Below are 13289 nucleotides of genomic sequence, written 5' to 3' on the forward strand. Positions count from 1 at the left end.
CGGAGCCCAAGCCGAACAGGACGTCTTGAGGCGTGTTTTGGAAGGGACGCTACGAGACGCGCCACCCCGGAAGTTAAAGGTTATCCAATGTAGCAGGTAGCTCAGAAAGACTCCGAACCACCGCATTAGGCTCAATCCCCCAATCTTCAAACACCTTCCCGGCATCCCTCTGCACCCAGATGGCCGCCAACCCCGCCGCCCGGGCACCAATCACATCCCACGCGTTACTGGACACCAGGCACAGAGGCTTATCCATCGCCCCGGTTGCCCGTCGTGCATAGGCATACACCGCCGGGTCCGGCTTGAAGCTCTTGATGTCATCCACCGACACCAGCCCCTCAAACTGATCCAGCAAATGGTTATGCCCCAGCACCTTCTCCAACGCCGGATAGGTGCCATTGGAAAAGGCAAACATCCGATACTCGCCCTGCAGGGATTCCAGTGCCGGCAACGAGTCGTCAAACGCAGGTAGGGACAGATAGGCCCCCATCAACTCATCTTCCCGCTCTCCACTTAAGCTCAACCCATGGCTGGCCATCGCATACCTTAGCGCCTGCCGCGTACAGGCTCCGAAATCCTCGTACATGCGCATCAGCCCCTTGCGAAAGGAAAATTCCAACTGTTTTTCCCGCCACTGGGCACTCACGGACTCCGCCGCCTCGCCTGCGTCCGGCGCCAACAGATCTGCCATTCCCATGGGGTCCACCAGGGTTCCGTATACATCGAACGCCAGGATCGGTTTCATCGGGTGCTCCTAAATTTGTTCAACCAGTGTCACGACATCGTAAACCAGTCCGCATCGTTTTTTGAATGCTTACTCAAACCACCAACAACAAAGTACTCCGGAATGGGCAACCTCCCACGCCTCGGGTACACTGCTATTCATGAACCCTGTTGATACATTTAACCTCGACATTCGCTCCCTCAGCACCTTCATTGCAGTGCTGGATGAGGGCAGCGTTTCTCGAGCTGCTGTGCGACTGGGCGTGAGTCAATCGGCTGTCAGCCACACCCTGGACCGATTACGCCAAGCCCTGGGCGACGCTCTGTTCGTCAAATCCGGCCGAGGCATTGTCCCCACCCGGTATGCTCTCCAGGCCGGCCCACACATTCGCCAGATACTGGACGACCTGCACTCCCTGTCTTCCGGACCGCCGTTTGCCCCGGCCACGGCCGAGTTCACCTTCACCATCGCCGCCAACGACTATCAGCGCGACCTGCTGTTACCCGGACTGTTGTCCGTGATCCGACAAGAAGCGCCTGGCATCCGCTTGCAGGTTGTCCCCTCGGGCATTCCGACCGCCGACATGTTGCGTAAAGACTTGTGTGACTTGATTATTTCCCCTCACGCACCGGAAGCTACCGACATCATGCAGCGGGGCCTGATGGCGGATCAGATGGTGGTTTTCTACGATCCCGCCATCCGCCAGGCCCCGGAGTCCCTGGCGGATTACCTGAAGGCGGACCACATCGCCATCCTGTTTGGCACGGGTGAAAAAACAGCTTTCGAAGGTTCGTTAGCCGCCCAGGGATTGACCCGGAGAACCGCCGTAACCGTGTCCAATTTTTCCGGCCTGCCAGCCTTCCTGCAAGGCACTGACATGCTCGCAACAGCACCCAAGCGCATGAGTGAGGACTTACTGCAGCAGTTTGCATGGACGCCCCTACCGTTCGACTACAAGCCATTCACATTGCTGATGCTGTGGCACAAACGCAACCAGAACGACCCCGCTCACCGCTGGATTCGAAACCACGTCAACGGCGTAGCAGCGACCATCAATGGCCTCAATACCTAATTCATCTGATTTGTTCATACATTGTATGAAATAGCTGGCCGTTATCCCAGGACAGGACGAGCGTAGACTCCCCATATCAGATTGAGCGCTGGGTGAGAGCCGGCCTTCTGAAACCGTGCGGAGCCATGGATGGCGGAGCCGAGCGTACAGGGATGTATTTACAGCGTGTTTCAGAAGGCCGGCTCTCACCCAGTGCCGTACTCCAAAGATTCCGGGATCAGTAATGCTCGCACTCACCAGTGTATGGACAACGATACTATTGGCAGCCGCTGTCGCCCTCGGGCCGCTGGCGATTGATATGTACCTGCCTGCCTTGCCCGCTATGGGAGAGGCGCTCTCGGCCAATACAGGTCAAGTACAGCTTACGCTGAGTATCTACATGGTCGGGTTCGCCCTAGCGCAGTTGGTCTGCGGCCCGCTGGCGGACCGGTTCGGGCGTAAGCCCATCATGATTGGCGGATTCCTGCTGTTTGCGATCGCCAGCGTTGTTTGTGCTCTTGCGACCAATATTGAAACACTGATCCTGTGCCGCTTCCTGCAAGCGCTTGGCGGCTCGGCCGGCCCAGTGCTGGGCCGGGCAGCCGTACGGGATATCTATTCCCCACGGGACGCCGCAAAAATCATGGCTATTCTGGCCAGCATCATGGCCCTGGCACCCGCTGTTGCACCAACTCTCGGCGGTTTTATGGTGGTCAGCTTGGGCTGGTCGTCAATTTTTCTGGCACTGGGTGGCTACGCGCTCATCATGGCTGTGGTGGTTGCAGTGGGTATTCCCGAGCCGATGCGCCCGGAAAACCGGCAATCCCTTCGCGTTAGCAGCCTATGGAAGAACTACCGGGCAATTGCCTCGGACATCAGCTTCCTGGGCTACACCCTGACCAACTCCCTGACCTTCGCCGGCCTGTTTGCGTTCCTGTCAGGCTCGTCGTTCGTGCTGATTGATTTCCTGGGCGTGGAACCCCAGCACTTCGGTCTGTTCTTCGCCTGTATCGTGGCCGGTTATATTGGCGGCAACCTCACGGCCATCCGCCTGGGCCGCTCGTTTGCGCCAGATCAGATACTGGTGCGAGGCCTGACGATATCGGTTATCGGTGGCGGCTTCATGGCCGCACTGGCAGCCTCGCAGGTTTACAACGTATGGGCAGTGGTGCTGCCACAAGCGTTGTTTATGGTCGGTGTGGGCATGGTCCTGCCTCAGACCATGGCCGGGGCCCTGGCTAATTTTCCCCAAATGGCCGGTTCGGCCTCCGCACTGTTCGGCTTCACCCAGATGGTGGTTGCAGCCATTGTGGGTGCTCTCGTGGGGCACTTCCACGACGGCACGTCACTGGTGATGGCAGGCATCATCGCTGCCTGTGCCATTGCGGCCCTCTGCAGCTACCTGCTAATGGTCCAGCGCCATCCTGCTCCCGGATTTGAGCCCGCCTGAAACCAACTTAACTCGACTCCCGGATGAAAAAACATCCAAAATGGGCTACACAGAGTAAGCTGTTAAACACAAATCCATTAGACCAGTATCAGGGAGTTCCAAATGAGCAACGTCACACTCGGCGGCAATCCAATCACCGTGAGCGGCACCCTTCCGCAAACCGGCGACACCGCCCCCAACTTCACCCTAACCACTCAGGGCCTGGAAGACGTCACCCTCGACAACTGGGCTGGTAAGCGCAAAGTTCTGAATATTGTCCCCAGCGTAGACACCCCGACCTGCGCCACCTCCACCCGTAAGTTCAATGAAAAAGCCAGCAGCCTGGACAACACGGTGGTGCTGGTCATTTCTGCCGACCTGCCCTTCGCCGCCGGTCGATTCTGTGGTGCCGAAGGCCTGGAAAATGTCACTACCCTTTCCAGCTTCCGAAACTACAGCTTCCAGGAAGATTACGGTGTTGCCATCCAGGACGGCCCACTTGCTGGCCTGACCTCCCGCGCGGTGGTGGTTCTGGACGAGAACAACAGGGTTCTGCACAGTGAGCTGGTTGGTGAGATCAAGGAAGAACCGAATTACGAAGCCGCTCTTTCGGCGCTTTGATTCCCAGCACTCCGACTTACTGAAAGCGACTCCGTAATCGATGTGCGAAGGCCGGGGCGCCTTCCCCAGACCGTGCATTGCCAGGGATGGCAATGCCGAGCCCCCATGGATGGGTTCACGGCGTGTCTGGGGAAGGCGCCCCGGCCTTTGCACCCACTCACAAACCGATAGCTGCTAGAATCGCCCACCGAGCAAACACCTGGAACAGAAGCCACCAACGTGACGAACGCCACCCCACAAGCCAGCCTGCCGCGCCAGTTGTTCACCATGACCTGGCCCATGCTCTTCGGCGTACTGTCACTGATGACCTTCCAACTCGTCGACAGCGCCTTTATTGGCCAACTCGGCCGCGACCCACTGGCCGCACTGGGCTTCACACTGCCCATGCAGCAGCTCATCATCGGCCTGCAGGTGGGCCTTGGCATCGCCACCACCGCCATCATCTCCAGAACGCTAGGCGCCGGCGACCAACTCCGTGCTGAACGCCTGGGCGGTCTCGTCGTCACCGTGGGCGCCACTCTGGTGATTATCCTGTGTATCGCCCTCTGGCTGCTGCAAACCCAAATCATGGCTGGCCTGGGTGCCGAACAGAGCCTACTGCCGCTGATCCGCAGCTACTGGATACCCTGGCTGCTCTCCGCCTGGACCGGCGCCATGCTCTACTTTGGCTACAGCGTGTGCCGCTCCCACGGCGACACCAAACTCCCTGGCTATATGATGGTCGCCACCAGCGTGGCAAACATCGCCCTGGACCCGTTGTACATCTTCGTTTTCGGGTGGGGCCTGCAAGGCGCTGCCCTGGCAACCGTGACCGCCTTCGGTATCGGTTGCCTGTTTATCTACCCCAAACTGCTGCGCTCTGGCTGGATACGCTTCGACCTTTCCCAGCTGGCCCTCGGCAAGGCACTGAAACAACTGAATGGCATCATGGCGCCGGCCATGGTCAGCCAGCTGATGCCGCCAGCCTCGGCCATGTTCGCGACCGCCATGGTGGCTGGCTTTGGCTCCGCCGCCGTCGCGGCCTGGGGCCTGGGCACTCGCCTCGAGTTCTTCTCCATTGTAGTGGTGCTGGCACTGACCATGTCGATGCCGCCCATGATTGGCCGCATGCTTGGGGCCGGTGAGCTTGCGCGGATTCGCGTTCTCGTGCGATTGGCGGTTCGTTTTGTGGTGGTGTGGCAACTGGCCATTGGGTTGATCTGGCTTTTAGCGTCAGGAGTGGTCTCAGAGCTGTTTACCAGCGATCGCGCCGTCAGCGATGTGTTGGGCAGTTATCTGGTTCGGGTGCCGCTGAGCTATACCGGCCTGGGCATCTGCATGCTGATGGTGTCGGTGTGCAATGCGCTGGGGCTTGCCATGCGGGCGCTGCTGGTGTCGGTCCTGCGGTTATTCCTCTGCTTTCTGCCACTGCTTTGGCTCGGCTCACAGCTCGGCGGTATCAACGGCCTGATGAGCGGTGCGCTGGTTGGCAATCTGATGGCAGGTGTCATGGCCTACCTGTTCTACCGGCAAGGCATCCGAAAGCTGGCACTCCAGGACTAAATACTAATCGCCGAAGCGTGCGCGGAAACTCTCTGGCATCGGCACAACCGATTTGCGCTGGTAATTGAAGAACACGAAACCGTACTTGGCCAGGGCCACGGGTTGACCGCTCTCCGCCTTGGTTACGCGGAATACGAAATCCCCGCCGTATTTGTTGAAGTCCATCAGCCCCACTTCAAAGCGGAGCATCTCCGGAAAGAACGATTCCGATTGGTACATCGTTGCCAGGTCGGTCACGATAATACCCACGCCGTTTTTGTCGGCTTCCTCGACACCATAGTTCACCAGGAATTGTGCCCTGGCTTCAGACAGCATGGAGATTAACGCATCGTTTCCCAGATGGTTGGCTCCATTGATATCGGTGATCCGAACCGGCATCTTGGTTTCAAAATAAAAGGCGTTATCCGGAAAAGAGAGCTTGATGCGAGCCAAGTCGGCGTTCCTGTGTGGGGGGATTTTCTGTAAACCCAATGATACTTGGTTGTAACCATGCCGACACCCCGAGACAGCAGACCGCACATTGGTTATCTTGGGAGTTATTTTCGGCGCGTCTGGCTTTAGAGTCGCAGGGATAGGGATGGCCTTTTCAAAACACGCTCAAGCACATCCATGTGACGCTTGGGCTCCGCCATCCATGGCTCCGCACAGTTTTGAAAAGGCCATCCCGATCCCCGCTCAGGAATCTGGCGCGCACCACTATGTGAAAACAACGGACACTCCATGGATATTCGCCCTGCTGCTACGCTGGTTTTGACCAAAGACACCGACGAAGGTCCGAAAATACTGTTGCTGCAACGAACCTGGGACGCGGTATTCATGCCGGGCTATTTTGTCTTTCCCGGTGGTTCTGTCGACGATCAGGAAAACAATGGGCGGGCCCACGCAATCGGGCGGGCTGACACTGAAATCAGCCAGACAATGGCTATGGATGAAGGTGGCGCCGACTACATGCTTGCGGCTGTCCGGGAGTGTTTTGAGGAAGCCGGCATTCTGTTAGCCGTTGATGAAAAAGGGGCTGCGCTGACTCAGGACCATCCCATTCACAGCGACCGCGAAGCTCTGTTTAAAGGTGAGTTAACCCTGGCGGAACTGTGCCATCGCTATAACCTCACCATTCCCCTGGACCGTCTGGGCTACCTCGGGCACTGGGTGACACCGCCGGGACCTCCCCGGCGCTTTGATACCCGCTTCTTCATTGCAGTGGCACCGGAAGGGCAACGGGCAAGTCATGACGGCAATGAAACCATTGACCACGTATGGCTGAGCCCGGCGGAAGCCCTGGAAGATCATCGCAGTGGCCGCCGCCTGCTAGGGTTACCAACCATTGGGACGCTGCGGATACTGGCGGAGTTCGGCACCACGGAAGCCCTCATGCGCTATGTCCACGCTAATCCGCCGGAACCCTATCCCAACAAGCCTTGGCCGGTGGTCAAGAAAGACAGGACCACGATGCTGGAGCCGGGGGCACCCGCCTATGATGAAGCGGTCAAGCTGGACCCGGAGGGTGCAGGCTCTACACACGCGGACATTGTTCCCGGGAAACCGGTGGAGGTGGCGGCCGGTGTGATTCGCCTGACAGCGCCAAACCCGGGAATGATGACCGGCCCCGGCACCAACACCTATGTGCTTGGCCACAAACGGTTTACGGTACTGGACCCCGGCCCGGACGACGCAACGCATATTGAGCGCATTCTGGAACTCACTGGTGGAGCGATTGATCAAGTGGTGGTCACTCATACCCACCAGGACCACTCGCCGGCAACAGTGGCACTGAAGGCAAGAACCGGCTGTCGCGTTTACGGCCAGCCGGCTCCCGAAGGCCCGGCCCAGGACCAGACGTTTTCGCCGGATGTAGAGCCGGTGAATGGTGACCTGATCGTCACCGAGGCTGGCACCCTGAAAGCCCTTTACACCCCGGGGCATGCCTCCAACCATCTTTGCTATCTGCTCCTGGAACAAGAGCTGCTGTTTTCCGGAGACCACATCATGCAGGGCTCCACCGTGGTCATTAATCCGCCAGACGGTGACATGAAGGCCTACCTGGAGTCGCTGTACGACCTGCTGGCCGAGTCCGTGCGTTACATAGCGCCTGCCCACGGTTTCCTGATGGCACGCCCCGAATCGGTGATCGATTATCTCATCACGCATCGTCTGGCACGGGAGCACAAGGTTGTCAGGGTGCTGAAAAGCCTCGCCCCGGCCAGCCTGAAAGATCTGACCGCAAAGGCCTATGACGATGTTCCAGCGGCGATCCATGGCGTCGCCGCCCGCTCCGCGCTGGCGCACCTGCTAAAACTGGAGGCAGATGGCCGGGCTGCGCGAGAAGGCGACATCTGGCGCACCACTCCCGACATTTGAAGCCCGCCCCTCACAGACACTTGGTTCCTGCTCAGGGGCGGCCTATTTTTTCGCGATGATCCAGACGGCGTGCACGATACCGGGAATGTAACCGAGAATCGTCAACAGGATGTTGATCCAGAAGTGCTTGCCAATCCCCACCTGTAAAAAGACGCCCAACGGCGGTAACAAAATCGCAACCAGAACTCGCAAAAGATCCATACAGTTTATCCTCCATCGAACGTATAACGGATACAGAACTGCAATCCGCATCCTGTAACCTCTTTGAATAGGTCATTTTGCGGAATTACACAATGAGTTCATGAAAGTGGCATTAAACCTTTGTCACAGCCGTATTCATGAAACAATGGGGTCTCTATCCTTGTACCGTTTTCACAGATCGGACAACGAGCCTCAAACTGGCTGAAGACTCGAGAGGAATTATGCTGTATCGCTGGCTGACACATCTGTTTCGCGCTGGCCTGATGTTTACCCTGACTGGCAGCCTGGTCGCAATCCCTGCCGTCTACGCAAACAAGTCCGATGACTCCGATAACACGGAGATGCTCGTCGCGGAGCTTGCCGAGGACGAGAGTGTTGAGGATGTCGAGCATTCGGAACCCTTGCGCTCGTCTGAACCGAAAAAGAATAGCGGTAAAGCAGACACCACTCAGAAATCCGATGAGGAGCTCGCCTCACAGGATAAAACACCAGATTCCATGGCAGAACCGGCCGTGGAAGAAGTGGCCCCCAATGTTGATTTAAAGGAGGTGGCGCCGCCTCCAAAGCCCGCTGAACCAGCGGAGTCGAAGACTTCGGAGCCCGAACCTTCGAAGCCCGACGCAACGGCGGATCAGCCCAAACCCACTGCCCAGGGCGCAGACCCCGCAACGGCGACCGATGATAACGGCGTGGAAGAGTCTGCTGAGGTGACGGAACCCGAAAAGGCCACCAGCCTGAAAATGCTCGGTGCCGAGGTTCTGCCCGGAACGTCGACTCGCCTGGCCTGGTCCCCTGCCATCCAGATTGCCGGCCTGTCGCAACCAACACCGGTTCTGGTGGTCAATGGCGCCAAACCCGGCCCTAACCTATGCCTGACCGGTGCCGTTCACGGTGATGAACTCAACGGCATCGAGATCATCCGCCGCACCATGTACGACCTGGAGCCAGACAAGCTCTCCGGCCGGGTGATCGGCATTCCCATCGTCAACCTGCCGGGTTTCCAGCAAGGCAGCCGCTACCTGCCCGACCGCCGTGACCTCAATCGTCACTTCCCCGGCAGCACCGATGGCAGCCTGGCGGACCGGATTGCCCACTCGCTGTTCGAGAACGTAATCCGTCATTGCGACATGTTGGTGGATATCCACACCGGGTCTCTCAAGCGCACCAACCTGCCCCAACTGCGTGCGGACATGAATAACCCGGAAGTGGCGGAACTCACCCGTGGATTTGACCGCATGGCAGTCGTCCACAGTACAGGCACCACCGGCATGCTTCGTCACGCCGCTGTCGAAGCCGGTATCCGGTCCGTCACCATGGAGGCCGGTGAATCACTGCGAATCCAGGAGCACCAGATCAAGGCCGGGGTGAACAGCCTGACCAGTCTGATGGACAAGGAAGGCATGATCTCAAGGATGTTCGTCTGGGGAGACCCCGAACCCGTCTATTACGATTCCGAGTGGATACGGGCCGAACACGGCGGCATTCTGTTCAGCGAAACCAAGCTGGGGGCCAAGGTTTCTGAAGGTGAAATCCTGGGTTATGTTTCGGATCCCATCACCAACGCCCAGCATCCCATCCGCGCCCGCAGCAGCGGCCGAATTATCGGCATGGCGGTGGATCAGGTGGTCATGGCCGGTTTTGCGGCCTATCACGTCGGCACAGAAGCGGAAGTGCCGGGAGAATAAAAAATCGGGTCAGAGCAAGCTCTGACCCGATTTTATCGTTCAACTGTCAGGATACTAAACGCAACCGTTCAGGCTGAACGGCGGCGGGCACGCAGCCCCATACCGAGAAGACCGAGGCTCAGGATGGCCAGAGTTCCAGGCTCTGGTACTTCGCTGGCTTCAGAAATCAGTTCAATCTTCGCCTTAACCTTGGAGCCGTAGCTGCCCAGCCCAAAGATGCCTTCGTTAAAAGTGGTGTCGAGGAGGGACACACGAAGCAGACCATCGCCCAATGCGCCAAACACCAGGTCAAGCGAACCGTTCCAGGACAGCACACCTTCCTGGTAAAGGCCAAAGAGTACGGAATCTCCGGAGGTGTTCCCGTTGACAGAGCCACTCATCAGTTCCGGTGCTGTGAAGTTGAAATCGACGGAAATCGGTTTGGCGACTTTGTCATCGCTGTTGACCGTGCCTTCAGTCGTCCAGATTTTGAACAGATTAAAGGTCGTACTTTCACCGGCATTCAGATCAAAAGAAAACGGGTTGGCTGCATAGTCTGCAGAATCAACAACCAGTCCGGGGTCTGAATCATTCAGGTTGACCTGATAGCTGGCAGAAATCATTGCCGCGCTTGCCATGGCCGGCAGGCACATGGAAATCAGTAGTGCAATGGTGAGTTTAAGATGTCGCATAGCTGCTCCCTGGGTTATCCCACATTTCATTCGTTTTACTGCCCCGCCATACAGGCACCTGCTATACCAACATCTGAATTTCCAATCTAAAACAAGAATCTATATTGAATCCTGCATTTATCCAGCAGCGGGCTTGTAAGAAATCCTGACACCCAATCAGACAGTCACCAGCCGGATACGATCAACCAATATCTCCACTACCACTTTGGTAACAAGGCATTAGCTCGCAGGGCGTAGTATCCTTCGGGCTTCCGAACCAGATCAGAAACCCAAAAACCCTGACAGGAGTCGGTGTGCCCTCAGAAACCCCGAAACCACTATGGCTGGCCTACACCGGCCTGGTCCTGACCCCGTTGTTCTGGGCGGGCAACGCCGTGGTGGCCAAAAGTGTGGTTGGCGAGATTCCTCCCCTGTCCATGTCGTTCTGGCGCTGGGTGATTGCCCTGACGATACTCCTGCCCTTCGGGCTGCCGGGGGTCTGGCGCCAGCGCCGGGTCATCCGCGAACACGCACTGTCGATACTGGCACTCGCCACGTTCAGTGTGGCGGCGTTCAACTCGCTGCTTTATTTTGCCGCGGTGACCACCACGGCCACCAACATCGCGCTGATTAACGCCACCATACCCATCATGGTGGCGTTACTGGCCTGGTTACTGTTGGGAGATCGCACACGCCCCATTCAGGCTCTCGGAATCGGGCTGGCGGTACTGGGCATCCTGGCGGTTGTGGCGCGGGGGGACCTCTCGGTACTGACCGGTTTGCGGGCGCAACCCGGTGATCTGATCATGGTACTGGCGGTATCCAGTTGGGGCTTGTTCTCAGTACTGCTTCGCCGCCAAGCGGTACCATTGCCACCGCTGACCTTTCTGACCGTCCAGATCGCCTGCGGCACTATGGTGATCTTGCCGTTTTTCCTGGTGGACCTACTGTTCTTCTCAGGTGGATTCGAGCTGAACGCATCAACCGCGCTGCCCATGATGTATTTTGCAATCTTCCCCGGTATTCTGGCTTACGCGTTCTGGAATCATGGGGTGCATCGGATTGGTCCTGCAAAAGCGGCCATCTTCATGTACCTCACCCCTGTATTTGCGTCGGTGATGGCGGGCATTTTCCTCGGGGAACGCCTGGGCCTGTTCCATGTTATTGGCGGCCTTCTGATTCTGGCCGGACTGTTCCTGGCCACCCGAACCACCGAACTTCGCCGCAAATACCGTTGAGCACCCAACAACAAATATCGACAAGGCAGGCATTCATGGTCAATGGCATGACAAGGCGCTTCAGATGGGCCGGCGTACTGATACTGGCGGCTTTCAACACCCCAGCGGTCGCTGCCCCCTGCGATCCTGAGGAAAATACCTGGATACCGAGCCGCTATTACCCACCGGGACAGGCGGTCTTTCACCAGGGTGACTGGTACCAGTCCCGCGAACTCCACGAGGGTAAAACACCCGGTGCGGATTTCGAATGGGAAAGACTGGCGTCTGTGCCTGATTGCGGCGTCGGTCGTGATGACAGCAACGTCGCTGAGCGCAAATCGGAAGGTGGGCTGAACCGTCAGCCACAGGCACCGACCGACGCCGGCCAACCGCCTGTAAAAGCCTCCAACGAGCGCCCACAGGCCTGCAAAGAACCCGGGCGATGGAGCTTTGGCGGCAGCTATACCGTGGGCCAGATGGCCATCCATGAAGGGCAGACTTACCGCGCCATCCGCCCCAGCAACGGCCAGATGCCAGGCATGAGCCAGCCGCCTCACTGGCAGCCGGTAGACGATCCCTGCAGTAACGGCGCTGAAAACGCCGACTGATCCGGTTATTTATTCAGCGCCTGCCGGATCTGCTCCAGGGCCGTGTCCAGAACCCGGCGCGGGCAACCAATATTCATACGCATGAACCCGCTGCCGGGCTCACCAAAGGTGATGCCCGGGTTCATGCCAATACCCGCTTCCTGCACAAAGAACCGTTTCAGTTCCGCGTCGCTCATGCCCAGGCCCCGGCAGTCCAGCCACAACAAGTAGGTGCCCTCCGGCTCCGTTACCCGGATGTCAGGCAGGTGTTGGCGGATGTAGTCCATCACCCTGTCACGATTGCCTTGCAGGTAGATCATGAGTTCGTCCAGCCACGGGCCACCCTGGCGATACCCGGCCTCGAAGCCGGCGATACTGAAGGGATTGCACTGGTTCATGTGCATGGTGTCGAACACGTCTTTCAATAACTTCCGATGCTCTGGATTCCTCACCACCAGCGCCGACAAGCCCAGACCGGGCATATTGAAGGATTTACTGGGCGCTACGGTGGTAATCAGGGCCTGTTCCTCATCGGCCAGTTTCGCCAGTACATGATGGGCAGGCTTGTCCGGATAGGTGAGGTCGCAATGAATCTCATCCGACAGCACCACCAGGTTGTGGCGCCTGGCAATGGCCAATACCTCCCTGAGCTCGCTTTCGCCCCACACCCTTCCCACCGGGTTATGGGGCGAGCACAGCAGCAACACTCTGGCATCGCCCCGCGCTGCACAGGCCTCAAGGTGTTCGAGATTCATCTGATAACGGCCATCCACCTGTTCCAGCGGGTTTTCAATCACCGCACGACCGGTTTTCCGAATGGCACTGAAGAAAGGCGGGTAAACCGGAGGCTGTATTATCACCCCTTCACCTTCGCCAGCAAACGCCAGTGCCGCCGCGTGCAGCGAAGGCACCACCCCCGGGGCCATCATTAGCCATTCCCGCTCAATGACCCAGCCATGCCGATGTTCAAACCAGTCAATCACCGACTGGTACAGGCTCTCCGGAAACAGTGTATAACCGTATACCGGGTGCCTTGCCCGTTCTTCCAGAGCCCTGGTCACCGCTTCCGGCGCTGGAAAGTCCATATCCGCCACCCATAGGGGGATAACGTCATCTTTGCCGAATACCGCTTTGCGGGCGTCAAATTTTACGGAACAGGTGTTTTCCCGCTCAACAGGCTGGTCAAAGGTCTCAGGCACAAGTGGCTCTCCGCTAGGATGGTGA

Annotated in this window: 13 protein-coding genes; 8 read left to right on the forward strand and 5 right to left on the reverse strand. The window is 58.0% G+C overall.

The features are described 5' to 3' along the window. Nucleotides 1–73: 73 nt before the first annotated feature. On the reverse strand, nucleotides 74–745 hold the full coding sequence (locus tag JJO78_RS00515) for a haloacid dehalogenase type II (protein WP_273622649.1): 672 nt from the start codon (nucleotides 743–745) through the stop codon (nucleotides 74–76). A 139-nt stretch (nucleotides 746–884) separates the two neighbouring features. On the opposite strand from JJO78_RS00515, the gene JJO78_RS00520 reads away from it, so the two are divergent. From JJO78_RS00520 to JJO78_RS00535, 4 genes are all read left to right on the forward strand, one after another. Continuing rightward, complete coding sequence (locus tag JJO78_RS00520; protein ID WP_036211452.1) at nucleotides 885–1796, forward strand: LysR family transcriptional regulator; 912 nt, start codon at nucleotides 885–887, stop codon at nucleotides 1794–1796. Nucleotides 1797–2019: 223 nt separating this feature from the next. After that, nucleotides 2020–3225, forward strand: coding sequence for a Bcr/CflA family multidrug efflux MFS transporter (locus JJO78_RS00525; protein ID WP_075194675.1), 1206 nt, complete (start codon nucleotides 2020–2022; stop codon nucleotides 3223–3225). Between the two features lie 102 nt (nucleotides 3226–3327). Next, the gene (gene tpx, locus JJO78_RS00530; protein ID WP_036211458.1) at nucleotides 3328–3825 is read left to right on the forward strand and encodes a thiol peroxidase; all 498 of its coding nucleotides are present in this window, start codon (nucleotides 3328–3330) and stop codon (nucleotides 3823–3825) included. Nucleotides 3826–4092: 267 nt separating this feature from the next. Next, nucleotides 4093–5367, forward strand: a complete 1275-nt coding sequence (locus JJO78_RS00535) for an MATE family efflux transporter (RefSeq protein WP_051947109.1) — start codon at nucleotides 4093–4095, stop codon at nucleotides 5365–5367. Nucleotides 5368–5370: 3 nt separating this feature from the next. Here the strand turns inward: JJO78_RS00535 and JJO78_RS00540 are convergent, their stop codons facing one another. Then, complete coding sequence (locus JJO78_RS00540; RefSeq protein ID WP_036211464.1) at nucleotides 5371–5799, reverse strand: thioesterase family protein; 429 nt, start codon at nucleotides 5797–5799, stop codon at nucleotides 5371–5373. Nucleotides 5800–6087: 288 nt separating this feature from the next. Here JJO78_RS00540 and JJO78_RS00545 point away from each other — a divergent pair, with 288 nt between their 5' ends. Next, nucleotides 6088–7725 carry an MBL fold metallo-hydrolase gene (locus JJO78_RS00545; RefSeq protein WP_091643100.1) on the forward strand — a complete coding sequence of 546 codons (1638 nt, stop codon included), beginning with the start codon at nucleotides 6088–6090 and terminating at the stop codon, nucleotides 7723–7725. Between the two features lie 42 nt (nucleotides 7726–7767). Here JJO78_RS00545 and JJO78_RS00550 read toward each other — a convergent pair whose 3' ends face one another. Further along, nucleotides 7768–7926 carry a YqaE/Pmp3 family membrane protein gene (locus JJO78_RS00550; RefSeq protein WP_007155136.1) on the reverse strand — a complete coding sequence of 53 codons (159 nt, stop codon included), beginning with the start codon at nucleotides 7924–7926 and terminating at the stop codon, nucleotides 7768–7770. A gap of 221 nt (nucleotides 7927–8147) precedes the next feature. Between JJO78_RS00550 and JJO78_RS00555 the strand changes: the two genes are divergently transcribed. Then, nucleotides 8148–9611: a succinylglutamate desuccinylase/aspartoacylase domain-containing protein gene (locus JJO78_RS00555; protein WP_091643097.1), complete on the forward strand. Its 1464-nt coding sequence runs from the start codon at nucleotides 8148–8150 to the stop codon at nucleotides 9609–9611. A gap of 68 nt (nucleotides 9612–9679) precedes the next feature. Here JJO78_RS00555 and JJO78_RS00560 read toward each other — a convergent pair whose 3' ends face one another. Next, complete coding sequence (locus JJO78_RS00560) at nucleotides 9680–10282, reverse strand: PEP-CTERM sorting domain-containing protein (protein WP_177190635.1); 603 nt, start codon at nucleotides 10280–10282, stop codon at nucleotides 9680–9682. A 293-nt stretch (nucleotides 10283–10575) separates the two neighbouring features. On the opposite strand from JJO78_RS00560, the gene JJO78_RS00565 reads away from it, so the two are divergent. Continuing rightward, the gene (locus tag JJO78_RS00565; RefSeq protein ID WP_036211473.1) at nucleotides 10576–11499 is read left to right on the forward strand and encodes a DMT family transporter; all 924 of its coding nucleotides are present in this window, start codon (nucleotides 10576–10578) and stop codon (nucleotides 11497–11499) included. 47 nt (nucleotides 11500–11546) lie between these two features. Further along, nucleotides 11547–12086: a carbohydrate-binding protein gene (locus JJO78_RS00570; protein WP_228209977.1), complete on the forward strand. Its 540-nt coding sequence runs from the start codon at nucleotides 11547–11549 to the stop codon at nucleotides 12084–12086. Nucleotides 12087–12091: 5 nt separating this feature from the next. Here the strand turns inward: JJO78_RS00570 and JJO78_RS00575 are convergent, their stop codons facing one another. Beyond that, nucleotides 12092–13264: a MalY/PatB family protein gene (locus JJO78_RS00575; protein WP_091643090.1), complete on the reverse strand. Its 1173-nt coding sequence runs from the start codon at nucleotides 13262–13264 to the stop codon at nucleotides 12092–12094. Nucleotides 13265–13289: the final 25 nt, after the last annotated feature.

The sequence above is a fragment of the Marinobacter sp. DS40M6 genome (assembly GCF_028581595.1).
Lineage (GTDB): Bacteria > Pseudomonadota > Gammaproteobacteria > Pseudomonadales > Oleiphilaceae > Marinobacter > Marinobacter salarius.